Source organism: Rhodococcus opacus B4 (genome assembly GCF_000010805.1).
Taxonomy (GTDB): Bacteria; Actinomycetota; Actinomycetes; order Mycobacteriales; family Mycobacteriaceae; genus Rhodococcus_F; species Rhodococcus_F opacus_C.
Map to the genome: position 1 here is coordinate 5,320,363 of NC_012522.1, position 21,457 is coordinate 5,341,819.

The 21,457-nt window shown below is 68.7% G+C and carries 21 protein-coding genes; 10 read left to right on the forward strand and 11 right to left on the reverse strand.

Going from position 1 to position 21,457, the window contains the following annotated elements; all coding sequences use genetic code 11:
• Positions 1-5 precede the first annotated feature (5 nt).
• Positions 6-1,085 carry a phosphoribosylformylglycinamidine cyclo-ligase gene (purM, locus tag ROP_RS24430; RefSeq protein ID WP_005244377.1) on the forward strand — a complete coding sequence of 360 codons (1,080 nt, stop codon included), beginning with the start codon at positions 6-8 and terminating at the stop codon, positions 1,083-1,085.
• A gap of 110 nt (positions 1,086-1,195) precedes the next feature.
• Here the strand turns inward: purM and ROP_RS24435 are convergent, their stop codons facing one another.
• The 4 genes from ROP_RS24435 to ROP_RS24450 form a co-directional block, all read right to left on the reverse strand.
• Entirely contained in the window at positions 1,196-1,396 is a 201-nt protein-coding gene (locus ROP_RS24435; protein ID WP_005244376.1) for a DUF3073 domain-containing protein, read from the reverse strand.
• A gap of 181 nt (positions 1,397-1,577) precedes the next feature.
• Complete coding sequence (locus ROP_RS24440) at positions 1,578-2,531, reverse strand: asparaginase (protein WP_015888682.1); 954 nt, start codon at positions 2,529-2,531, stop codon at positions 1,578-1,580.
• Entirely contained in the window at positions 2,528-3,196 is a 669-nt protein-coding gene (locus ROP_RS24445) for an MOSC domain-containing protein (protein ID WP_015888683.1), read from the reverse strand. Before ROP_RS24445 ends, ROP_RS24440 begins: the two co-directional genes overlap by 4 nt.
• Positions 3,193-4,314, reverse strand: a complete 1,122-nt coding sequence (locus ROP_RS24450; RefSeq protein ID WP_015888684.1) for a YgfZ/GcvT domain-containing protein — start codon at positions 4,312-4,314, stop codon at positions 3,193-3,195. Before ROP_RS24450 ends, ROP_RS24445 begins: the two co-directional genes overlap by 4 nt.
• Positions 4,315-4,376: 62 nt before the next feature.
• Between ROP_RS24450 and ROP_RS24455 the strand changes: the two genes are divergently transcribed.
• From ROP_RS24455 to cydC, 5 genes are all read left to right on the forward strand, one after another.
• Positions 4,377-5,249 carry an aminodeoxychorismate lyase gene (locus tag ROP_RS24455; RefSeq protein ID WP_015888685.1) on the forward strand — a complete coding sequence of 291 codons (873 nt, stop codon included), beginning with the start codon at positions 4,377-4,379 and terminating at the stop codon, positions 5,247-5,249.
• Positions 5,250-5,382: 133 nt separating this feature from the next.
• Positions 5,383-6,879 (forward strand): cytochrome ubiquinol oxidase subunit I, encoded by a 1,497-nt coding sequence (locus ROP_RS24460; protein ID WP_015888686.1) that lies wholly within the window; start codon positions 5,383-5,385, stop codon positions 6,877-6,879.
• Between the two features lie 11 nt (positions 6,880-6,890).
• Positions 6,891-7,928 (forward strand): cytochrome d ubiquinol oxidase subunit II, encoded by a 1,038-nt coding sequence (gene cydB, locus ROP_RS24465; RefSeq protein WP_015888687.1) that lies wholly within the window; start codon positions 6,891-6,893, stop codon positions 7,926-7,928.
• Positions 7,925-9,613, forward strand: a complete 1,689-nt coding sequence (gene cydD / locus ROP_RS24470) for a thiol reductant ABC exporter subunit CydD (protein ID WP_015888688.1) — start codon at positions 7,925-7,927, stop codon at positions 9,611-9,613. The genes cydB and cydD overlap by 4 nt, the downstream gene beginning before the upstream one ends.
• Complete coding sequence (gene cydC / locus ROP_RS24475) at positions 9,603-11,282, forward strand: thiol reductant ABC exporter subunit CydC (RefSeq protein ID WP_015888689.1); 1,680 nt, start codon at positions 9,603-9,605, stop codon at positions 11,280-11,282. Before cydD ends, cydC begins: the two co-directional genes overlap by 11 nt.
• A gap of 242 nt (positions 11,283-11,524) precedes the next feature.
• On the opposite strand, the gene ROP_RS24480 is transcribed toward cydC, so the two are convergent.
• Positions 11,525-12,634, reverse strand: a complete 1,110-nt coding sequence (locus ROP_RS24480; RefSeq protein WP_043825255.1) for a type IV toxin-antitoxin system AbiEi family antitoxin domain-containing protein — start codon at positions 12,632-12,634, stop codon at positions 11,525-11,527.
• A gap of 86 nt (positions 12,635-12,720) precedes the next feature.
• Positions 12,721-13,362 carry an FABP family protein gene (locus tag ROP_RS24485; protein ID WP_043825257.1) on the reverse strand — a complete coding sequence of 214 codons (642 nt, stop codon included), beginning with the start codon at positions 13,360-13,362 and terminating at the stop codon, positions 12,721-12,723.
• 323 nt (positions 13,363-13,685) lie between these two features.
• Between ROP_RS24485 and ROP_RS24495 the strand changes: the two genes are divergently transcribed.
• Positions 13,686-14,954, forward strand: coding sequence for a cutinase family protein (locus tag ROP_RS24495; RefSeq protein ID WP_043825259.1), 1,269 nt, complete (start codon positions 13,686-13,688; stop codon positions 14,952-14,954).
• A gap of 123 nt (positions 14,955-15,077) precedes the next feature.
• Here ROP_RS24495 and ROP_RS24500 read toward each other — a convergent pair whose 3' ends face one another.
• The 5 genes from ROP_RS24500 to ROP_RS24520 all read right to left on the reverse strand — a co-directional run bounded on the left by ROP_RS24500 (position 15,078) and on the right by ROP_RS24520 (position 18,222).
• Positions 15,078-15,383 (reverse strand): DUF1416 domain-containing protein, encoded by a 306-nt coding sequence (locus ROP_RS24500; RefSeq protein ID WP_015888693.1) that lies wholly within the window; start codon positions 15,381-15,383, stop codon positions 15,078-15,080.
• Between the two features lie 3 nt (positions 15,384-15,386).
• Entirely contained in the window at positions 15,387-16,223 is an 837-nt protein-coding gene (locus ROP_RS24505) for a sulfurtransferase (RefSeq protein ID WP_015888694.1), read from the reverse strand.
• Between the two features lie 59 nt (positions 16,224-16,282).
• Positions 16,283-16,732: a DUF4395 domain-containing protein gene (locus tag ROP_RS24510; protein WP_015888695.1), complete on the reverse strand. Its 450-nt coding sequence runs from the start codon at positions 16,730-16,732 to the stop codon at positions 16,283-16,285.
• A gap of 237 nt (positions 16,733-16,969) precedes the next feature.
• On the reverse strand, positions 16,970-17,446 hold the full coding sequence (locus ROP_RS24515) for a thioredoxin family protein (RefSeq protein WP_015888696.1): 477 nt from the start codon (positions 17,444-17,446) through the stop codon (positions 16,970-16,972).
• Positions 17,443-18,222, reverse strand: coding sequence for an LmeA family phospholipid-binding protein (locus ROP_RS24520; RefSeq protein WP_015888697.1), 780 nt, complete (start codon positions 18,220-18,222; stop codon positions 17,443-17,445). Before ROP_RS24520 ends, ROP_RS24515 begins: the two co-directional genes overlap by 4 nt.
• A gap of 205 nt (positions 18,223-18,427) precedes the next feature.
• Between ROP_RS24520 and ROP_RS24525 the strand changes: the two genes are divergently transcribed.
• The 3 genes from ROP_RS24525 (at position 18,428) to pstS (ending at position 21,433) form a co-directional block, all read left to right on the forward strand.
• Complete coding sequence (locus tag ROP_RS24525; RefSeq protein WP_043825261.1) at positions 18,428-19,186, forward strand: winged helix-turn-helix transcriptional regulator; 759 nt, start codon at positions 18,428-18,430, stop codon at positions 19,184-19,186.
• Positions 19,183-20,100, forward strand: coding sequence for a mycothiol synthase (gene mshD / locus ROP_RS24530; RefSeq protein ID WP_015888699.1), 918 nt, complete (start codon positions 19,183-19,185; stop codon positions 20,098-20,100). The genes ROP_RS24525 and mshD overlap by 4 nt, the downstream gene beginning before the upstream one ends.
• Positions 20,101-20,314: 214 nt before the next feature.
• Positions 20,315-21,433 (forward strand): phosphate ABC transporter substrate-binding protein PstS, encoded by a 1,119-nt coding sequence (gene pstS, locus ROP_RS24535; protein ID WP_015888700.1) that lies wholly within the window; start codon positions 20,315-20,317, stop codon positions 21,431-21,433.
• Positions 21,434-21,457: the final 24 nt, after the last annotated feature.

A 21,457-nucleotide genomic window follows, 5' to 3' on the forward strand; every position in this document is an offset into this window, starting at 1 on the left:
ACCACATGACCGAGGATCCGACAAGTCGCCCTGGCGCGTCCTACGCCGCCGCAGGAGTGGACATCGCCGCAGGCGATCGGGCGGTGGAACTCTTCGCTCCCTTGGCCAAGCGTGCCAGCCGTCCCGAGGTTCTCGGTGGTCTCGGTGGATTCGCGGGACTGTTCTCGCTCAAGGGTGACTACAAGGAGCCGCTGCTGGCGGCGTCCACCGACGGCGTGGGCACCAAGCTCGCCGTCGCCCAGGCACTCGACAAGCACGACACCGTGGGCCTCGACCTGGTCGCGATGGTCGTCGACGACCTCGTCGTCTGCGGCGCCGAGCCGCTGTTCCTGCAGGACTACATCGCCGTCGGGCGAGTCGTCCCGGAGCGGGTCGCCGAACTGGTCAGCGGCATCGCCGAAGGCTGCATCCAGGCCGGTTGCGCGCTGCTCGGTGGCGAGACGGCCGAGCACCCCGGTGTGATGGCGGACGGCGACTACGACCTGTCCGCGACCGGTGTCGGCGTGGTCGAGGCCGATCAGGTGCTGGGCCCCGACCGGGTCCGTCCCGGCGACGTCGTGATCGCGATGGGTTCGTCCGGACTGCATTCCAACGGTTACTCGCTGGCCCGCAAGGTGCTGCTCGAGATCGATCACATGAGCCTGACGGCGCACGTCGACGAATTCGGCCGCACCCTGGGCGAGGAGATGCTCGAGCCCACGAAGATCTACGCCAAGGACTGTCTGGCGCTCGCCGCCGAGACCGACGTGCGCACGTTCTGCCACGTCACCGGCGGCGGACTGGCCAACAACCTCGCGCGGGTCATGCCCAAGGGCCTGGTCGCCGAACTCGACCGCGGCACGTGGAGCCCCGCTCCGATCTTCGCGATGATCGCGCAGCGCGGACGCGTGGAGCGCGCCGAGATGGAGCAGACGTTCAACATGGGCGTCGGCATGGTCGCGATCGTGGCACCCGAGGACGTCGATCGTGCGCTGGCCGTCCTGACGGCGCGGCACATCGACTGCTGGACGCTGGGAAGCATCAAGAAGTCGCACGACGTGTCGGCCGAGCGCGCGATTCTCGCCGGCGATCACCCGAGGTTCTAGGGTCGGAAGCTGTTGTCGGAACGGGGCGAGCTAGTGGCCCCGACCGGCTGAAGATGTGGAAATGAGGGGGAGCCGGTACCGGCTCCCCCTCATTTCTGTGTCTTCAGATCTCAGCGCCGCCAGTCGTCGTCGTCCTCCCGGGAGTGACCCTCCCTGTCGGCACGCTGGTCAGCGAAGACCTCGTCCCGATGCGAGTTGGACGACCCACCTGAGAGCTCTCGTTGCAGGCTGTCAAAATCCGTGGTCGGTACGCTGTACTTCAGCTCGCGTGCAACCTTGGTCTGCTTTGCCTTAGCCCGGCCGCGGCCCATGGCTGACCCCCTCGCGCTTTCGCGGGGCGGCCTGGGGAATTTGGCGGCCCCGTTTGAGTGTGTAAGTTCCTGCCCCACACTCTAGCGTGGAAAAGTCCCTCGCGCTTCCATCCACACCCCGAACCGGTGTCTGTTTAGTCTCATCGAGGTCGCGAGCTGCCCCGATGCCGGTATTTCTCCTTCAGAACACTCCCGGAATTGCCCGGACCGTCCCCACCCGGACGCCGCCGCCGAGCACGGGCTGCGATGCGAGGGCCGCCAGGTCCTCGGTCCACTCGGCGCCCATCCGGTGGAGAAGCGCTGCGGCGAGGGGCAACCGGGCCCGTTCGTGACCGTCGTCGATCTTCAGCGCGAACGCCGAGCCGTCGGGGAGCGCGCCCGCGTAGACCCCGTCGGCGCCGGCCTTCGTCATCAGCCCGGGGACCACCGGCATCAGGCGCGCGTCGTCCTTGCCGGTACCCGAGACGAGATACGGGTGCTCGCGGACGGCGTCGGCGACGGCGAGCTCGGGGGAGCCGGGCTCGGCGGTGACGAGCCGCGCGAACGCCCGCGCCAGATGTGTCAGCGACAGCGGGACGATCGGCAGCCCGCACCCGTCGATGCCGAGTTCGGCGTCGACGTCGCCGCTGATCGAGCCGAGCGTCTCGACCACGGCGAGCTGCAGGGGATGCGTCGGCTCCAGGTAGCTGTCCAGCGGCCAGTCGGCGGTCAGGCACGTGGCCAGCATCGCGGCGTGCTTGCCCGAGCAGTTCATGTACACCGGGCGGGGGAGTTCACCGGCGGCCAGCAGTTCGGCGCGCGCGAGCTCGTTGGAGGGCAGGTCCGCGGGGCAGCGGAGCTGATCCTCGTCGAGGCCGTACCGGGCGAGCAGCCGCTCGACGAGTTCGACGTGGTCCGACTCGCCCTCGTGGGATGCGGTCGCGATCGCGAGTTCTTCGGAACTGGTCGGTTCGAAGCCGTTCCGCAGCATCGTCACGGCCTGCCACGGCTTGTTCGACGACCGCGGATAGATCGGCGTGTGCACCTCGCCGAGGGCGAGCGCGATCTCGCCGTCCGCGCTCAGGATCACCGCGGAGCCGCGGTGCACGCACTCACGGAATCCGGAACGCACGACCTCGACCAGTTCGATGCTCAATACGTGACCTGCACTTCCAATCCGGCGATCCGTCGGCGGGCCTTGTCCGCGACGGTCGGAGCGAGGTTCTCCTGCTGTTCGAGCAGTGCCACGAACCGTTCCGGGTCGCGGCCGGTGAACAGGTCACGGACGGTGACGCCGTGGCCGGGCACGTGGAGGCGGTGGACGGCGTCGCCTGCGGTGATCGACCCCTCGGTCACCACCCGCAGGTACGCGCCCGTGTCGCCGCGTTCGGAGAACCGCTTGACCCACCTCGGCTCGGCGGCCCAGACGCCGAACGTGCCGCACGGCGTCCGCGGGCCGGCCACCTCCAGTTCGGTGGTCCCGATCCGCCAGCGTTCACCGATCACGGCGTCGCTCGCGGCGATGCCGCTCAGCCGGAGGTTCTCGCCGAACCATCCCGGCGGCAGTTCGCGGCCGAGTTCCGTCGCCCAGCGCTGCGCCTCGTCCTCCTGGTACGCGTAGACGGCCTTGAACGGTCCGCCGTGGTATTCGGTGTCGCAGACGCGGTCGCCGGCCAGCCCGGTGGTCGTGACCGACACCGGGCCGTCGACGGGCCGCTTGTCGATGGCCGTGCGGGTCACCCGCCGGGTGCCGCTGTCGCGTTCGGCGTGCAGGACGCAGACGGCCAGCACCTTGCCGGCCGCCGCGGTCGTCCCGCTCACCGGCCGCGGAGCCGGTCGACGGCGGCGCGGCCCGCCTGGACCGCGTCGTCGACGGGCACGGAGTCGGGGTCGATGGACGCCGCGCACGGGCCGGTCACCAGTTCGGTGTCGGTGGGGACGGACCGTTTGACGAGGGCCAGCGCGATGGGACCGAGTTCGTGATGGTCGATCACCGTGCCGATCCGCCCGACCGCGCGGCCTCCCGCCGTCACCGGGTCGCCCGGTTCCGGCCGGCCCTCGGCGCTGCCGTCGAGGTGCAGCAGAACCAGGTGCCGCGGCGGCTTGCCGAGGTTGTGGACGCGGGCCACCGTCTCCTGACCGCGGTAGCAGCCCTTCTCGAGGTGGACGGCGCCGTGCTCGGCGGGACCGCCGATCCAGCGGACCTCGTGCGGGATGGTGCGGTCGTCGGTGTCGAGCCCGATCCGGGGACGCACGGCGGCCACCCGGAGCGCCTCGAACGCCCACGTTCCGGCGGGGGCGGCGCCGGCGGCGGTGAGCCGGCCCCACCAGGTCGCGAGTCCTTCCCGCGGGACCAGCAGGTCGAAGGAGTCGGCGGTCGGCCACGGCATGCGGCGGACGAAACCGCCCCCCGCCACCGCGACCGCGGCGTACGGCGCGGCGGGCACCGCGACCCCGGCGGCACCGAGAACCGACGGGGCGTCGGGGCCGATCACATTGAGGACGGCGAGTTCGTTGCCGTCGCGCGGCTCGGCCTTGGACCAGAACACCATCTTGGTGAGGAACGAGAGAAGGTCGGGTCCGCGGTCGGCTTCGGTGTCGATCCAGGTGACGCCGTCGAGATCGGTCTGGACGAAGTGGTGTTCGACGCGGCCGTTGACGTCGAGGCTGAGGTTCTCGGCACTCGCGCCGTCGGGGAGTGCGGCGACGTGCTGGCTGGAGATGGTGTGCAGCCAGGTGAGTCGTTCGGGTCCGCTGATCGCGATGACGAACCGGTGGGAGCGGTCGACGACCACCGCGGAACGCTCGGCGCTGCGCTGTTCGCCGAGCGGATCGCCGTGGTGCCAGGCGACGCCGGCGTCGGGGGAGCCTGCGGGCGCCGGGACCGCGTCCGGGGCCGTGACGAGTGGACTGGGTGAGACGGGCAGTTTGTCGACCACGAACCCAGTCTAGGGACCATGGACCCCGGGTGGCGGTCAGCAGGGTCGATAGGCTGGGTCCCATGTCTGATCGAGTGCTGGTGACGCTGGACCACGAGGTGCGCGACGCGGATGCCCCGCTGCTGCACGCGGACGATCTGGCGGTGGTGCGCGGCGACGGTGTCTTCGAGACGCTGTTGGTGCGCGGCGGTCGCGCACTGAAGGTGGAGCCGCACCTCACTCGGCTGGTCGCGTCGGCGCGGGCCCTCGGTCTGCCCGTGCAGGACCTGGACGACTGGCGGCTGGCACTGGAGTTGGCGGTCGAGGAGTGGGGGTCCGAGCGGGAGGGCGCGATGCGCCTCGTGCTCAGCCGCGGCCGGGAGTCCGGCGGCGACCCGACCGCCTTCGTCACCGTCGGGCCGGTCTCGGACCGGATCCTGCAGGCGCGCCGCGACGGGGTGTCGGTACTCACACTGGCCCGGGGCTATTCGGTGGATCTGTCGGCGAGCGCGCCGTGGCAGTTGCTCGGGGCGAAGACCTTGTCGTATGCCACGAACATGGCCGCCCTGCGGTACGCGGCGACGTTCGGAGCCGACGATGTGATCTTCGTCAGCAGTGAGGGCAATGTGTTGGAAGGGCCACGTTCGACGGTGGTCATCGCCCGCGAGAAGACGCTCCTCACGCCGCCGCCGGAGCACGGAATTCTGCCGGGCACCACGCAGCAGGCCCTCTACGAGGTGGCGTCCGGTAAGGGCTTCCGCTGCGAGTACGCGGCGCTGCGTCCGGCGGATCTCATTACGGCGGAAGGTGTTTGGCTCATCTCCAGCATCACCATGGCCGCGCGGGTGCGTAAGATCGACGGCCTCGCCCTGCCGGACGCGCCCCTCGCCGACGAGATCGTGGAGCTGGTCGGCCTCGCGGTCGAGACGTCGGGTGCCGAGTCCGCGGAGGCTTGACAGGTCTACTACATTTCGTAGTAACAAAGTCCTGCGGGGGAAACGCCCCCGCAGTACGTTGTTTTCAAGGGTCGGGCGGAAGCCCACGCTCCGGCCCTGAAGCCTGTCCTACGGGCCCAGTTTCGGAGTAGCCATGGATGCCTTGGATGTCTCCCGGTGGCAGTTCGGCATAACCACCGTGTATCACTTCATCCTCGTTCCGCTGACGATCGGCCTCGCCCCGCTGATCGCCGTCATGCAGACGATGTGGGTGGTCACCGGAAAGGACCACTGGTACCGGCTCACCAAGTTCTTCGGGAAACTCTTCCTGATCAACTTCGCGCTCGGCGTCGCCACCGGCATCGTGCAGGAATTCCAGTTCGGGATGAACTGGAGCGAGTACTCGCGCTTCGTCGGCGACGTGTTCGGCGCGCCCCTCGCACTCGAGGGACTGGTGGCGTTCTTCCTCGAGTCGACGTTCCTCGGACTCTGGATCTTCGGTTGGGGCAGGCTGCCCAAGCTCGTCCACCTGGCCACCATCTGGCTCGTGGCGATCGGCGTGAACGCGTCCGCGTACTTCATCATCACCGCCAACTCGTTCATGCAGCACCCGGTCGGGGCCGTGTACAACCCCGAGACCGGGCGCGCGGAACTCACCAGCATCTGGACGCTGCTCACCAACAACACCGCCCTCGCGGCGTTCCCCCACGTCGTCGCCGGAGCCTTCCTCACCGCAGGCACGTTCGTGGCCGGCGTCGGCGGCTGGTGGATGGTCCGCAGCATGCGCAAGGCGAAGGAAGCCACCGAACCGGAGGTCGCGAAGAAGCACGAGGAGACCGCCCGGACGATGTTCCGCCCGGTCACGATCCTCGCGCTGTGGGTCATGGTGGCCTCCGGAATCGGACTCGCGATCACCGGCGACATCCAGGGCAAGCTGATGTTCGAACAGCAACCCATGAAGATGGCGTCGGCCGAATCGCTGTGCCACACCGAAACCGGTGCCGACTTCTCGATCCTCACCGTCGGAACCCAGAACAACTGCGAGAGCATCACCCAGCTCATCAAGATTCCCGGGCTCACCTCGTTCCTGGCGGACGGCACCTTCGACTCCACCGTCGAGGGCGTCACCGAGATCCAGGCCCGCTACGAGGAGATGTACGGGCCCGGCAACTACAAGCCCAACCTGTTCGTCACCTACTGGACGTTCCGCGCGATGATCGGCTGGGCCGCGGGGTCGGCGCTGCTCGCCGTGGTCGGCCTGTGGATGACCCGCGGCGGCCGGGTCCCGGACAAGAAGTGGTTCGGCTGGCTGTCGATCGCCGTCATCCCGACGCCGTTCCTCGGGAACAGCGCGGGCTGGGTGTTCACCGAGATGGGCCGCCAGCCGTGGGTCGTGGCACCCAACCCGACAGGTGTGGACATGATCAGACTGACTGTCGACCAAGGTGTCTCGAATCACTCGCCGTGGACCGTCTGGGTCTCGCTCATCACGTTCACCGTGGTCTACGGAGCACTGGCCGTCGTGTGGTTCACGCTGATCCGCCGCTACACGGTGGAGGGGCCACTCGAACACGACGCGCATCCACCGGGTGACGACCACGACGAGCCCGAAGAACCGGGCAAACCCGAACAACTCTCGTTCGCGTACTAGGGGAGACGGTCATGGGACTTCAAGAGGTGTGGTTCATCCTGATCGCGGTGCTCTTCATCGGGTATTTCGTCCTCGAGGGATTCGATTTCGGTGTCGGCATGCTGATGCCGGTGCTGGGCAGGCGCAAGGACCCCGAAGGCGACACCCGTCGACGGGTGGTGCTCAACACGATCGGCCCGGTATGGGACGGCAACGAGGTGTGGTTGATCACCGGCGGCGGTGCGTTGTTCGCGGCGTTCCCGGAGTGGTACGCCACCCTGTTCTCCGGCTTCTACCTGCCGCTGCTGATCATTCTCGTCGCGCTGATCGTCCGGATCTGCGCCATCGAGTACCGCGGCAAGATCGACGACGACACCTGGCGCCGACGGTGTGACTGGGGCATCGTCTTCGGGTCCTGGGTGCCCGCCGTGCTGTGGGGTGTCGCGTTCGCGAACATCGTGCGGGGCGTCGACATCGACGCCGACAAGCAGGTCACGTCGAACCTGTTCGATCTGCTCAACCCCTATGCCCTGCTGGGTGGTCTGACGACCGCACTCGTGTTCGCCCTGCACGGCGCGGTGTTCCTCGCGCTCAAGACGGCCGACGAAGTACGCACGGACGCCGTCGAACTGGCGTCCCGACTGGCCCTCCCGGCCGTTCCGGTGGCGGGCGCGTTCGTGCTGTGGACGCAGCTGGCGCACGGCACGGGCTGGACGTGGTTCCTCGTCGTGATCGCCGCCGGCGCCCTCCTCGGGGTGGTCGCGTTCACCCGCGCCGAGCGGGAAGGCTGGGCGTTCCTGCTCACGTCGATCGCCGTCATCGCCACGGTGGCACTGCTGTTCGGTTCGCTGTTCCCCGACGTCATGCCGTCCACCCTGGACGCCGCCTACAGCCTGACCATCGAGAACGCGTCGTCGAGTCCGTACACCCTGAAGGTGATGACGTGGGCCGCAGCCTTCCTCACCCCGGTGGTGCTGATCTACCAGGGCTGGACGTACTGGGTGTTCCGGCAACGGATCTCGACCAAGCACATCCCGCCGTCGATCGGTCTCCCACTCGAGCGCAGATGAGCACAGCGGTAGGCGACGCACCCCGCCCGGCACGGGAGGGTGCGTCCCGGCGTCCCGTCGACCCCCGGTTGTGGCGGTACTCGGCGGCCGCCCGCGGATATCTCGTCCTCACGGTCGGGCTGTCGATGGTCGATGTCGCGATGGTCATCGTGTCGGCGCTCATGATCGGCCGCGTGCTCGGCGGGGTGATCGTCGACGACGCCACCGACCTCGGCCGGTGGTCCACCGAACTGGTGGTGCTCGCCGTCGCGGTGGGGATCCGGGTTCTCGGCACCTGGCTGCAGTCCCGCTTCGCGCACCGGTCCGCGACCCGGGTCGTGGCGGAACTGAAGGGGGAGGTGCTCGGTGTCGCCACGCGGATGCGGCCGCGTGAACTCGATCCGCGCCGGGACGAGATCGCGACCGTGCTCACCCGCGGCATCGACGGGCTCGTGCCGTACCTCACCGGGTATCTTCCAGCCCTGGTGCTCGCGGGCACGCTCACTCCGGCGACGTTGGTGGTCATCGCGTTTCAGGATCTGACGTCCGCGGCCATCATCTTCGTCACGCTGCCGCTGATCCCGGTCTTCATGATCCTCATCGGCCTGCTCACCAAGGGCAAGGCCGCCAAGACCCTGACCGCGATGACCACGTTGTCCTCACAACTCCTCGACCTGCTGGCAGGTCTGCCCACGCTGCGGGCGCTCGGCCGCGAGCAGGGCCCGGTGACGCGGGTACGTGAACTCGGCGACGCCCACCGCCGCACCACGATGTCGGCGCTGCGGGTGGCGTTCCTGTCGTCGATGGTGCTCGAACTGCTGGCCACGCTGTGCGTCGCGCTCGTCGCCGTGAGCATCGGACTCCGGCTGGTGTACGGGGGGATGGAACTCGAAGCGGGAATCGTGGCACTGATCCTCGCGCCCGAGGTGTACCTCCCGCTGCGGAGGGTCGGAACCCAGTTCCACGCCGCCGAGGACGGAATGGCCGCCGCGAGCAGGGCCTTCGCCGTGATCGATACCGACCTTTCAGTCGACTCCGACGGCGCGGTCGTGGTGGACGCGAACGGGGCGCGTCTCGAATTCGACGGCCTGGACGTCCGGTCCCGGCGCGGACCGGCGCCGCACCGACTGACGGGGGTCGTCGAACCCGGCGTGGTGACCGTGCTGACCGGACCGAACGGATCCGGGAAAACGACTGCGGTACACGCACTTCTCGGTCTCGTAGAACCGGCGCGGGGCGACGTGCGCGTGGCCGGCGCACCCGTGGGCTCGCTCGACCGGTCCGCGTGGTGGGCGCAGGTGGCGTGGCTGCCCCAGCATCCCGTTCTCGTTCCCGGCACCCTGGACGAGAACCTGCGGCTGACCGGAGACGTCGTCGACCTCGAACAGGCGTGCGCCGCCACGGGTTTCGACGAGGTGCTCGCCGAACTTCCCGACGGGTGGAACACGCGGGTCGGATCCGGCGGAACGGGACTGTCGCTCGGTCAGCGGCAGCGTCTCGCGCTGACCCGGGTGCTCGCCACCCGGCGTCCGGTGCTGGTGCTCGACGAACCGACCGCACACCTCGACGACGCGTCGGAGCGCACCGTGCTGGATTCCCTGCGGCACCTCGCCGCCGCAGGCCGGACGGTCGTGGTCGTCGGGCACCGGCCGGCCGTGCTCGCGGCCGCCGACCGGGTGATCGGGGTGAGCGCCGATGTCGCGTGACCCGCTGCTCCGGGCGCTGCCGCTCCTCGACCTGCAACCCGGGCGGGTGCTGCGTGCCGTCGCCGCGGGTGTCGCCACCCTGGGGAGCGCTCTCGCGCTGGCGGCGCTGTCGGCGTGGCTGATCACGAGGGCATGGCAGATGCCGCCCGTCCTGGACCTCAGCGTGGCCGTGGTGGCGGTACGGGCCCTCGGCATCTCCCGCGGCGTCTTCCGCTACCTCGAGCGGCTCGCCACCCACGACACCGCCCTCCGCGGAACCACCTCCGCCCGCACCCGGCTGTACCAGCGGCTCGCGGACGGGGACCCCGCCGCCGCTGCCGGACTCCGCCGCGGCGAACTGCTCGCGCGCACCGGGGCCGACGTCGACACCCTCGGTGACGTCGTGGTCCGCGCGCTCGTCCCGATCGCGGTGTCCGTGGTCCTGGCCGTCGCCGCCGTCGGCATCCTCGCGGTGATCTCGCCTGCCGCGGCGCTCGTACTCGCGGTGGCGCTCGCGGTGTCGGGGGTCGCGGCACCCTGGTTGTCTGCACGGGCCGCCCGCCTCGCCGAGACGTCCGGGGCGCAGGCGCGCGCCCGGTTCAGCGGGGACGCCGTCACCGCCCTCGATCACGCCGCGGAACTCCGCGTCGCAGGTCGCCTCGACCGCGCGGAGTCGCGGGCCGTCGACGCCGAGCGCGCCGCGGTCTCGGCCACCGACCGCGCCGCCGCACCCAGCGCGTTCGCGGACGCCGCCACTCCGCTGGCGGTCGGGGTGAGCGTGATCGCGTCGCTGCTCATCGGCATGGACCTGTACTCGTCGGGGACCATGAGCCCGATGGCGATGGGCATCCTCGTGCTGCTGCCGCTGTCCGCGTTCGAGGCGACGGCGGCACTGCCCGCGGCGGCGGTCGCGCTGACCCGGGCCCGGATCGCGTCCCGTCGCATCCTCGCCGTGCTGGACTCCGCGGTCGCGGACCCACACCCCGGAGACCGGGACCTCGACGGACCGGCAGAGGTGGTCGCGAAGGATCTGCGATGCGGGTGGCCCGGAGGTCAGGTCACCGCGCCGCTCGATCTCGACCTGCCGCCGGGCGCCCGGGTCGCGATCGTCGGGGGCAGCGGGTCCGGGAAGACGACCACCCTGATGACCCTCGCCGGGTTGCTCCCACCCGTGTCGGGGACGGTCCGGGTCGACGGCGTCGACCTCCACCGCATCAGGTCCGGGGCCCTGCGCCGGAACGTCGGGTTCTTCGCGGAGGACGCGCACCTCTTCGACACGTCCGTGATCGAGAATCTGCGGGTGGCGCGGGGCGACATCGACGAGGCGGAGGCCCTCGCCGTCCTGGAGTCCGTCGGGCTCGGGGGCTGGGTGTCCGGGCTGCCGGAGGGCGTGCGCACCACCCTCGCCGGCGGAGCCCGGGCGGTGTCGGGCGGGCAGCGTCGCCGACTGCTTCTCGCCCGCGCGCTGCTGTCGCCCGACCGGGTGCTGTTGCTGGACGAGCCGACCGAGCATCTCGACGCCGACGCGGGCGCCGACCTGCTGCGGAGACTGCTCGCACGCGACGGCGGACTGGTGTCGCCGCAGCGCACCATCGTGGTGGTCACTCACCAGCTTCCGGAGGATACCAGCGCTGACCTGGTGATACGCGTGGAGAAAGCTGAGAGCGAAAATGCGTTGCCGAGTCCGTGAGGGCGGCGTACGTTCTTGAGTACACGAGGAAGGAGGTGGTCTGAAATTGAATGACAGACGGACACGTGAGGTGGCTGCCAGCTAGCCGCTACCGCTGACGGAATTCACTGACCGCGCGAGCGGCGAGCGAATCCCAGGCAGCTACCCGGCCCCCGAGCCCCCGGTCTGGTCCAGATCGGGACCGGTGCACCAGCACCGGAAGGCTCGGGGGCCGTTGTGCGCTTCGCGCCCGTGAGTACTTCTTAACCGCCCGACGTTAATAAGTACTCACGGCCGCGCGGGCACGGGTTCGGCCCACTCCAACCGCCCCGCTCGAGAACCGCCCGCACCTCGGCCGCGACGTCGCACGAGCGCCTCGTCACCTCCTCCCAGCCGTACACCAGTGTCGCCTTCCCCGCGAGTTCCGCCGCGTTGCCGCGACGCCGGTCGCGCAGAGTCACCGACCGCGACGAGTGGTATCGCAGCCCGTCCAGCCGCACGAGGAGCGGAACGCCGCTGTCCGAGTAGTCCACGTCCTCGTACAGCGTCTTCCCGTCGACGAGCATCGGCGACTGTCGCCGAGCGGCCGGCTGTCCATGGGCGAGTTCGACGTCGACGGCGTACCGGTGCTCCAGAATCGACTGGACACCGCTCGAGACGAACGTCAGCGCGTCGGTCAGCGCCTTGCGGTATCGGCGCGGCGGACGCTGCTCGATGCGTCGAAGCAACGCGGTCACCGACACGTTGCTGCCGGTGACCGCCGCGACGACGACACGCGCGGCTTCCGGCGCCGACGGCTCCTCGACGGCCAGATCGACGACGGTGTCGGCCAGGGACGTCCGCGGCAGGAGCGTCGGGACGAGGATGTGAGCGTGCGCCCGGGACCGGTGCACCACGACCCCCGGGTGGAGGAGATCGCCCTCACGGGGGACCAGACGGTCGGATCGCCGTCCGACCTTGCGATACGTCGGTCCCTGGGGCTCGGCCGACAACCCGTAGGGCACGGTGACGTGGATCGGCCCCTCGGGATCGACGGGCACCAGCGCCCACTCCTCGGCCGGGGTCCGGTGGCTGAGAATCGCGCGGGGACCGCCGAACAGCAGCGCCGCCCACAGCATCATCGGCCGGTCGAGGGGGCCGTTGGTGACGGCGTACACGCCGTGCAGGACCGCCGACCACTGGCCGGATTCCACCATGTGCTGAATCTGCCGGGTCGAGATGCCCAGCCCGCGCAATTGCCGGGCCGTGACCAGGCCGTGCTGGTGGTCGAGGACGCGCTGGAACTCGGGCTTGAAGTCGATCGTCGCAGGTGTCATGGACGCGACGGTGCGCACGCAGGCCGACAGGAAACGCCCGAAGAAGGCCGATTTCAACTGGCCTGCGGATGAACGTCAGGTTGTGGATAACCCGAGCCGTGAGTACTTGTCAACCGCCCGCGGTTAATAAGTACTCACGGGCGCTAGCCAACGTAGCGGGACAGCCGCGCGGAGAGGTGGGGGCGCAGTTCCCCGTCGGCGATGATGCGTTCCTCGACGTACGCGAGGTCGCCGCCCTCGACGATGCCGTAGAGACGCTTGGCGCCCCCGACCAGAACACCGGAGGTGCTGCGGATCACGACATCGGTCGCGAGCTCCCACGACGACTGGGTGAGGGCGCGGCCGTAGAACAGTTCGACGATGCCGGAGCTGTGGGCGAGGAGAAGTTCGACGACTTCCTCGTTGGTGCTGCCGGGAATGCCGTCTCCGCTGATCCGCCAGAAGCCGGTCTCGTGGAGGTCGGGGCGCACGTATTCGCCGTCGGTGCCCAGAACCCAGGTCTGGGATTTCCACTCGAGGTAGTTGCCACCGTTGTGGGAGACGATGATCTGCTGCCCGAAGTGGTAGTCGCCGGTGTCGGGGTCGTGGCCTTCCCCTTCGCCGCGCCAGACACCCACGAGCGGCAGTACCGCGAGGAGTTCGTTGTTCAGATCCGGGCCGAGGCGAAGATTTGCGGTGTCCTCGGGCAGCGGAAGGTCCGGAAGCTGCGGGATGTTCCGCGACGCCGTCGTCTTGGCACGCTCGACGGCGTCAGCGACAGCTGCGTCACCGCTACCACGACGCACGGTGGGGGTGCCCCCAGCGGGGTCGCTCGTAGTCGGGTGCTCGGAAGGCGAATCTGCGCCTGCGTCCGGGGTTTGACTCACGACTCGTCGGTGACCAGGCGGTAGATCGTGTAGAGGGAGAACCACGTGATCAACACGGCGGCAAGGACAAGAAGTACCTCGAAGAAGATAACCACGGTGACATCCTAAACCGAACCCGTCGAGCGGTCGAAACGGGAGGCGGCTTACCGTCACTGCGGCTACGGTTTCTCGAAGGCGACCACCCGGTCGGTTCCGGATATCCTCATGCCGTCGTCTCGTCTCCCACTCCTCCCGGAGGTCCCATGCTTCGATCCAGTCCTGTGCTTCCCGGCCTGGCCCGAGCCGCGGTGACGGCGACGGTGCTGCTGCTCACGGTGTCCGCGTTCGGCGCTCCCGGTCCGGCCGTCGCGGCCCCGAACTCCGGCAGCGCGGACCCCGGTAGCGCCGGTTCGGGAAGTGACGAGACCGACAGCGTCGATCCGAACAACTACGCCACCGACTGCCCCGATGTCCTCATCGTCGCGGTGTCGGGTGCGACGGATTCTGAAGCAGACCGTAACCCGCTCGAGGAGAGCGGTGAGGCGTGGTCCAACTGGCTGGGCAACGTGACGGTGCCGACCGGGCAGGCCAACGCGGACGAGCCCGGGACGGTGGGGTGGATGTACGTGCCCTATCCGTCCACATACGGTCTCGGTTTGCTGCAACCTGTTCCGACATACCAGGATTCGATGGCGGCCGGTGTCGCGTCGACGAACAGGATCCTCGACGAGAACAAGGCGAAGTGCGGCGACGACACCAAGTACGTCCTCCTCGGGTACAGCGTCGGCGGCGAGGTGGTCGAACGGGTGGCGCGCGAACTCGGCCACCGCGACAGCAATGCTCTGGTTACCGCCGACGACATCGCCGGTGTCGCGTTGATCGGCGACCCGTACCGCCCCGCGGGGACACCGTCGATGGGCGAGCCGGGCCCTCCCGGAGGCGGATTCATGTCTTCCGGGCCTGCCGACTACGGCGCTCTCGACGGCAAGATCACCTACGCGTGCCGCCCCTACGACATCGCGTGCGACGCGCCGCAGGAGATCGCCGTCCTCGAGCTGGCGCTCGGGGTGCTGGGACAGCTGCACTTCACCCTGCTGAACCCGGGCCAAACCGTCTCCGACTTCGCGAATGCAGTGACGAACATGGCGGCGCGGACGATCGTCCACATCGTCACCCACGACGACTGGTTCGCCTCCGACGAGTCCTTCCTCGACGTACTGCGCAAGGTGGCCGACCGGACCTACGACCCCGACGGGCCGGACCGGAACACGCAGGTGTCCCGGGAGCAGATGGTCGAGGCGCTGAACTGGGCCATGGGCCCCGGTTCCGAGGTCGTGAAGGCGAAGCTCGCGGCAGAGGGGCCCGGGTTCGTCGAGGACAACCGGGACGTCTTCGAACTCGTGACCAAGCCGTACATCTTCCTGGGCTTCATCCAGCACCTGTTCTACTGGAACAACAACCCGAACGACCCCTGGTACTGGGAGAGCGAGAAGGTCGTCGACTGGATCACCGCGCTCGCGCAGGAGCAGTAGGCGCTTCGCGCTCGTGCGCCTTTCTGGTTGTCGGCGCAACCAGAAGGGCGCACAGGTGGCGGAGCCGCACGAGAAAGGCCCCGCTCCGAATGCCGGAGCGGGGCCTTTCTGTGGTGCTGGGTCCTACTCGCCGACCGTGACGTCGACGTTGTGCACGCCTGCGCTCGTCGGGCTCACCGTGGCGGTGCCGTTGCCGGAGCTGGAGAGTGCACGCACGGTCCAGTCGCCGGGAGCGGCGAAGAAGCGGAAGTCTCCGGTGCCCGAGGCGACGACCTCGGCGGTGAACTCTCCGCCGCCGTCGAGGAGACGCACGAACGCTCCACCGATCGGCTGGCCGTCAGTGGCGAGAACGCGGCCGGTGATGACCGTTTCCTTCTCGACGTCGACGCCCGCGGGCAGGGTCTGGGTCTGTACAGGTGCTCCACACATGGCTCAGTGAACCTCCAACTCGATGGGTGCGCCGACGAGTGAGCCGTATTCGACCCAGCTGCCGTCGTAGTTCTTGACATCGGACTTGCCGAGGATCTCCTTGAGCACGAACCAGGTGTGGCTGGAGCGCTCGCCGATACGGCAGTACGCGATGGTGGGCTTGGACTCGTCGTAGCCCTTCTCCGAGTACAGCTTCTCCAGGTCGTCGTCCGACTTGAACGTGCCGTCCTCGTTTGCGGTGGTGCTCCACGGGATGTTGATGGCCGTGGGGACGTGTCCACGCTGCTGCGCCTGCTCCTGCGGCAGGTGCGCGGGGGCGAGGATCTTGCCGGAGAACTCGTCGGGCGAACGCACGTCGACGAGGTTCTTGTTGCCGATGGCGTCGATGACCTCGTCGCGGAACGCGCGGATCGTCAGGTCGGGTGCGTCGGCCTTGTACTGGGTGGCCTCGCGGGAGACGGTCTCCTTGGAGAGGGGGCGCCCGTCGAGCTCCCACTTCTTGCGGCCGCCGTCGATCAGCTTGACGTCCTGGTGGCCGTACAGCTTGAAGTACCAGTACGCGTATGCCGCGAACCAGTTGTTGTTGCCGCCGTAGAGAACGATGGTGTCGTCGTTGGCGACGCCCTTGGCGGACAGGAGGTCGGAGAACTGCTGCTGGTTCAGGAAGTCACGACGGACTCCGTCCTGCAGGTCCTTCCGCCAGTCGAGGCGGATGGCGCCTTCGATGTGGCCGCCGTCGTATGCGCTGGTGTCCTCATCCACCTCGACGAAAACGGTCTTGGGGGCGTTGAGGTTCTGCTCAGCCCAGTCGGCGGAGACTAGGACATCGGAGCGAGCCATGGTGTTCCTTTCGATGTGTTCTTACTTCTGTCGGGTGGATCGTGCGGTGGTCGAAGCGTTCAGGCGGGGCGTAGCCGCGTCACGAGCGGGTAGATCTGGCAGCCGAGGCAGAACCCGAATGCGGCGTTGAGAAACGCCGCGAACAGGGCGAATGCGGTGGCAACGGCGCCGATGACGCCGGAGCCGGCGAGGAAGCCGAGGGTGCCGGCGGCGGCGAAGACGAATCCGACGAGCTGCGCGAACCGCAGCGGTGCGACGGGTTCGCGTTCGCTCACCGGAGCGAGTCGCGGCGCGACGAGGGAGCCGAAGATCCGGCCGTATGGGCTGCGCCGCGGACCGGTGGCTGCGCCCGCCGCGAAGACGACGGCCTGCAGGGCCAGCAGGATTCCTGCGGCGACCAGCGAGAACGTCGACACGACGAGGACGGCGACGAGGACCGCGGTGGTGACCCAGGCGGCGAACCGGGGGCCACGAACGTCGACCTGCTCGACCTCGAGTGTTGTGGACATGAGAAGTGCTCCTGCGTTGAGTCCTGAATGCTTGCCTGGCGCCGAAGAGCGACGGTCGACGTCGTCATCGGGATTTCGATCACGTGCGCGGAGTCCGCGGTGTCAGCAGAAAGCGACAGCCCTGGTGATCAGCAACAGGTACAGCAACAAGCCCCGAGGCGGCACAGGTCTACCGTGCGGCGTCGGGTGAGCATGAGCTCGTGGCTGGATTGCACGGCGACGAGTTTACCCGGTTCTTCAGGAATTTGAAGCCGGGGGCCGGGTGAGGGGTCCGAGCGCCGCCCTGAGGTCGGCCGCGGTGGGCACCCCGGACACCCGGAAGCGTTGCTGCAGGTCGGCGTCGAGAATGAACGTCGTCGGCAACGACAGAACGCCGAGTTCCTTGGCGAGAGCGGGATACTCGTCGATGTCGACTTCCACCTCGACGGGAGGTTCCGGCTCGCCGGCGAGGTCCGCGACGACCTGTCCGACGACCCTGCGCACCGCTGCGCAGGGTCCGCACCAGTCGGCGGAGAAGTGGAGAACGGTGGCCCGCCGAGGGTGTTCGGGCGACTGCGGCCCGATGCCCGCCGCCTCGAGGAGCAGCCGTCGCTGGTCGGTCACGACCGCGGTCGTCTCGCCGGTGGTCCGGACCTTCCCCTGGCGCCGCTGCCAGACGAGCCCGAACGCGAGAGCCGCGAACAGTGCGATCAGTAACAGTGTGATTCCGGTCATCGGTTCTGCAGTTCGTTCAGGTCGATCGTGACGTTGTCGCCGACGCCCTCGATGACGATCTGCGAGCCCTCCGCGTACACCTCCGTCGGCTGGACGCCGAACGGCAGCTCCTTGGGGTCGATCGTCCGGGTGAACAGGCCGAGGATCGCGGGAGCGAGGGGCTCGGGGATGGTGAAGTCGGCGTGGCCCTCGGGCCCGAAGTAGAAGTCGCTGGCGACGATCTTCACCTGACCACCGTCGAGGACCAGGTCGGCTTGCACGCTGACGGTGGTCTCGAGGGGGCCGACGGGGACGGTGCCGGTGAGGACGACGCCGCCCGCGGTCGGCATTCCGGAGCCGCCGGATCCGCCGGTCCCGTCCGACTTGCTGGCCGGTGGGGCCGAAACCTGCAGGTCGGGGATGTCGAGGAACCGTCCCAGGTCGGTGGCGTCGATGAGCATGCGGCCGGAGAGGTGGTCGACGGGAAGGCTCGTGACGGACCCGTCGACGAGGTCGGACAGCGGCGCGGACACGCCCAGAAGGGTGGACTCGATCGTCACCTCACCGACCACGTCGCTCTGTACTCCCTGGGCACGGATCTCGATGTTCTCGTACTTTCCGTTCCACGCCTGGGTGAGGAAGGGGAAGCCGTGCACCGTCACCTCGGGATCCGCGGTGAGGGACGCGCCCGCCCGCAGTTCCCGCGACACCCGGTACTCCGCATAGGCCGCCGAACCGAAGTCGACGACGAGACCGAGTGCCACGAGGAAGACGATTCCGATGATGAGTTTCCGCACGGCCCCATTGTGACGGACACGGTTCCGGGCGGTGCCGGTGCAACCTCCGCGCCGGTTGCCGGGGTTCGGTGCGACGGACCTTGACGGCGGCGCGCTACTCTGTCACCGACAAAAGTGTCGATACCTTCAGTGTCGATCTACCTGGACCGGCGGACGAACGACCCGTCGGCCGGCCGGGTACGACGGCGACGAGATGGGAGGCTGTGTGGAGCTACTGCTTCTTACCTCCGACCCGAACCCCGAGGCAGTGCTGCCTGCCCTCGCCCTGCTGGCGCATTCGGTGCGGCCTGCCCCGACGGAGGTGTCCTCACTCCTGGAAGCGAGCTCCGCCGACATCGCCCTGGTGGATGCGCGCACCGATCTCGCGGCGGCTCGCGGCCTCTGCCGGCTGCTGGGCAGCACGGGTTCCGCGGTCCCCGTGGTGGCGGTGCTCACCGAGGGTGGCCTGGTGGCGGTCAATTCCGACTGGGGTCTCGACGACATCCTGCTTCCGGGCACCGGGCCGGCCGAGGTGGATGCCCGCCTCCGGCTGCTGGTCGGACGCACCGGCGGCGTCGCCAGCCCGGAGGCGTCGGGCAAGATCACGCTCGGCGAACTGGTCATCGACGAGGGCACGTACACGGCCCGGCTGCGTGGCCGTCCCCTCGACCTCACCTACAAGGAGTTCGAACTCCTCAAGTACCTGGCGCAGCACGCGGGTCGCGTCTTCACCCGCGCACAGTTGCTGCAGGAGGTGTGGGGATACGACTTCTTCGGTGGCACCCGCACGGTCGACGTCCACGTGCGTCGTCTGCGCGCCAAGCTGGGCAGTGAGTACGAATCCTTGATCGGTACAGTCCGCAACGTCGGATACAAGGCCGTGCGTCCCACCCGCAGCAAGTCGGGTGCGCCGGTGCCGCCGGTCGACGATCTCGACGCCGAAGATGCAGATTTCGAATCCGCGGAAGGACCTGTGATCCAGTGAGCGCTTCGGTGCAGTCCTGGACCGATCGACTCGACGGCGCGCAGGCCGCGGACGTGTCCGCACTGCTCGGCCGCGCGACGGCAGCCGACGGAACCGCGCCCGTGTCGGAGCAGGGTGTGCACGCCGTGTCCGGCGCCGGGGGCGACGGCGTGCGTCATCTCGTGGAGACCGACGCCGATCGCATCGTCGGATACGCGCAGCTGCAGCCGGGGCACGGCGAGCACCCCGCGATGGCCGAACTCGCGGTCGATCCCGAGGCGCGTGGCCGGGGGATCGGTGGCCGGCTGGTCGCAGAGGTCCTGTCCGCGGGTGGTCCGGACACGAGGGTGTGGGCGCACGGCAACCTGCCTGCGGCGCAGGCGGTGGCGCAGCGTCTGGGGCTGACCGGTGCGCGTGAACTCCTGCAGCTCCGGCGTCCGCTCGCCGGTGCGGAACTCCCGGAACTCGTTGTGCTGGAGGGTATTTCACTCCGCGTGTACCGCGGTGTCGAGGATGATCCAGAGGTGCTGCGGGTCAACGCCGCCGCGTTCGCCTGGCATCCCGAGCAGGGGTCGTGGACCGAACGTGAGATGGCCGAACGCCGCGCGGAGGCCTGGTTCGATCCGGCCGGACTGTTCATGGCGTTCGCCACGTCGGACGAGAAGCGGCTGCTCGGATTCCACTGGACCAAGGTGCATCCGAAGCAGGGCGACGAGCCGGCCATCGGTGAGGTCTACGTGGTGGCGATCGGTCCCGACGCCCAGGGGCGTGGTCTCGGCCGGTTGCTGACGCTCGCCGGACTGCACTACCTGCGTGACCGCGGGCTCGGTGCGGTGCTGCTCTACGTCGAGGGCGACAACGCCTCGGCGCTGCACACCTACGACCGGCTCGGGTTCGAGCGGTTCCACACCGACGTCGCCTACGCGCGCGCCTGAGGGGCTTCTTTACTTCCGCACCTGTTGTTCGTCTCGGAAATGTGGACAAATGCTCGGTCTGTTCACCTTCCGTTCACCGATCGTGGTCCAACTGGACATTAGCTACCTCTAGGTTTCTCCGTGGGCAGCGCCGTGTTGCCTGGTGCAGATTTCAACGAAGCGCACCTCATGTCGCCGCCCGATCGCGGGCGAGACGGTATTTCCGGAGGACTAGGTGAATCTCAAGCGCAGTGGCGCCCTGCTCGGTGCAGTGGCCCTGGGTGCCATGACCTTGGCCGCGTGTGGCAGCGACAACAACGCGGCGTCGAGCGGCGTCGACGCAGCGTCGTCCAACGCGACGTGCGAGGGCAAGGCCAACCTCTCCTCGGCCGGTTCCTCGGCCCAGAAGAATGCCATGGACCAGTTCGTCTCCACCTACATCTCCGTCTGCCAGGAAAAGGGCAAGACCGTCAACCTGGCGTACAACCCCAGCGGTTCCGGCGACGGACGTACGCAGTTCATCGCGAGCCAGATCGACTTCGCCGGCTCCGACTCGGCGATCAAGGCCGAGCAGGCCGAGCAGGCCAAGGCCCGTTGCGTCGGCGGCGAGGCCTGGAACCTTCCGCTCGTCTTCGGACCCGTCGCTGTCGCCTACAACCTCGACGGCGTCGAGGACCTGGTCCTGAACGGCGAAGTGACCGCCAAGATCTTCAACGGCACCATCAAGAAGTGGAACGACCCGGCCATCGCCGCGCTCAACCCGGGCGCCACCCTGCCGGACCAGGACATCACCGCGATCATCCGCTCGGATTCGTCGGGAACCACCGACAACTTCCAGCAGTACCTCACGGCCGCCTCCAACGGCGCGTGGACCACCGGTGCGGGCTCCGACTTCACCGGCGGAATCGGTGAGGGAGCCAAGGGTTCGGCCGGTGTCGCGCAGGCAGTGGCCTCCGCCCCGGGCTCGATCACCTACGTCGAGAAGTCCTACGCCGACCAGAACAAGCTGTCGGCCGCGCAGATCGACACCGGCTCCGGCCCCGTCGCTCTGTCCGACGAGTCTGCGGCGAAGGCGATCGAGGGTGCGCAGTTCAAGGGTTCGGGCGTGGGCGACCTGACGCTCGACCTCGGCTCGATCTTCGGTACCAAGGAAGCGGGTGCGTACCCGTTGGTGCTCGCCACCTACGAGATCGTGTGCTCGAAGGGCTACGACGCCGACACCTCCGCGGCGGTCAAGTCGTTCCTGACCAGCGCAGCCAACGAGGGTCAGGACAACCTGGCCGAGCAGGGCTACGTGCCGCTGCCCGACTCCATGAAGGAGAAGCTGAACGCGTCGGTCGCCGCCATCGGCTGATCGCACCGTTAGTCGTTCGGACCC

Bases quoted from the DNA above. Each gene is read 5' to 3' on its own strand.
- purM (WP_005244377.1), top strand. From the start codon at position 6: ATGACCGAGGATCCGACAAGTCGCCCTGGCGCGTCCTACGCCGCCGCA.
- ROP_RS24435 (WP_005244376.1), bottom strand. From the start codon at position 1,396: ATGGGCCGCGGCCGGGCTAAGGCAAAGCAGACCAAGGTTGCACGCGAG.
- ROP_RS24455 (WP_015888685.1), top strand. From the start codon at position 4,377: ATGTCTGATCGAGTGCTGGTGACGCTGGACCACGAGGTGCGCGACGCG.
- ROP_RS24460 (WP_015888686.1), top strand. From the start codon at position 5,383: ATGGATGCCTTGGATGTCTCCCGGTGGCAGTTCGGCATAACCACCGTG.
- cydB (WP_015888687.1), top strand. From the start codon at position 6,891: ATGGGACTTCAAGAGGTGTGGTTCATCCTGATCGCGGTGCTCTTCATC.
- cydD (WP_015888688.1), top strand. From the start codon at position 7,925: ATGAGCACAGCGGTAGGCGACGCACCCCGCCCGGCACGGGAGGGTGCG.
- cydC (WP_015888689.1), top strand. From the start codon at position 9,603: ATGTCGCGTGACCCGCTGCTCCGGGCGCTGCCGCTCCTCGACCTGCAA.
- ROP_RS24495 (WP_043825259.1), top strand. From the start codon at position 13,686: ATGCTTCGATCCAGTCCTGTGCTTCCCGGCCTGGCCCGAGCCGCGGTG.
- ROP_RS24500 (WP_015888693.1), bottom strand. From the start codon at position 15,383: ATGTGTGGAGCACCTGTACAGACCCAGACCCTGCCCGCGGGCGTCGAC.
- ROP_RS24505 (WP_015888694.1), bottom strand. From the start codon at position 16,223: ATGGCTCGCTCCGATGTCCTAGTCTCCGCCGACTGGGCTGAGCAGAAC.
- ROP_RS24510 (WP_015888695.1), bottom strand. From the start codon at position 16,732: ATGTCCACAACACTCGAGGTCGAGCAGGTCGACGTTCGTGGCCCCCGG.
- ROP_RS24515 (WP_015888696.1), bottom strand. From the start codon at position 17,446: ATGACCGGAATCACACTGTTACTGATCGCACTGTTCGCGGCTCTCGCG.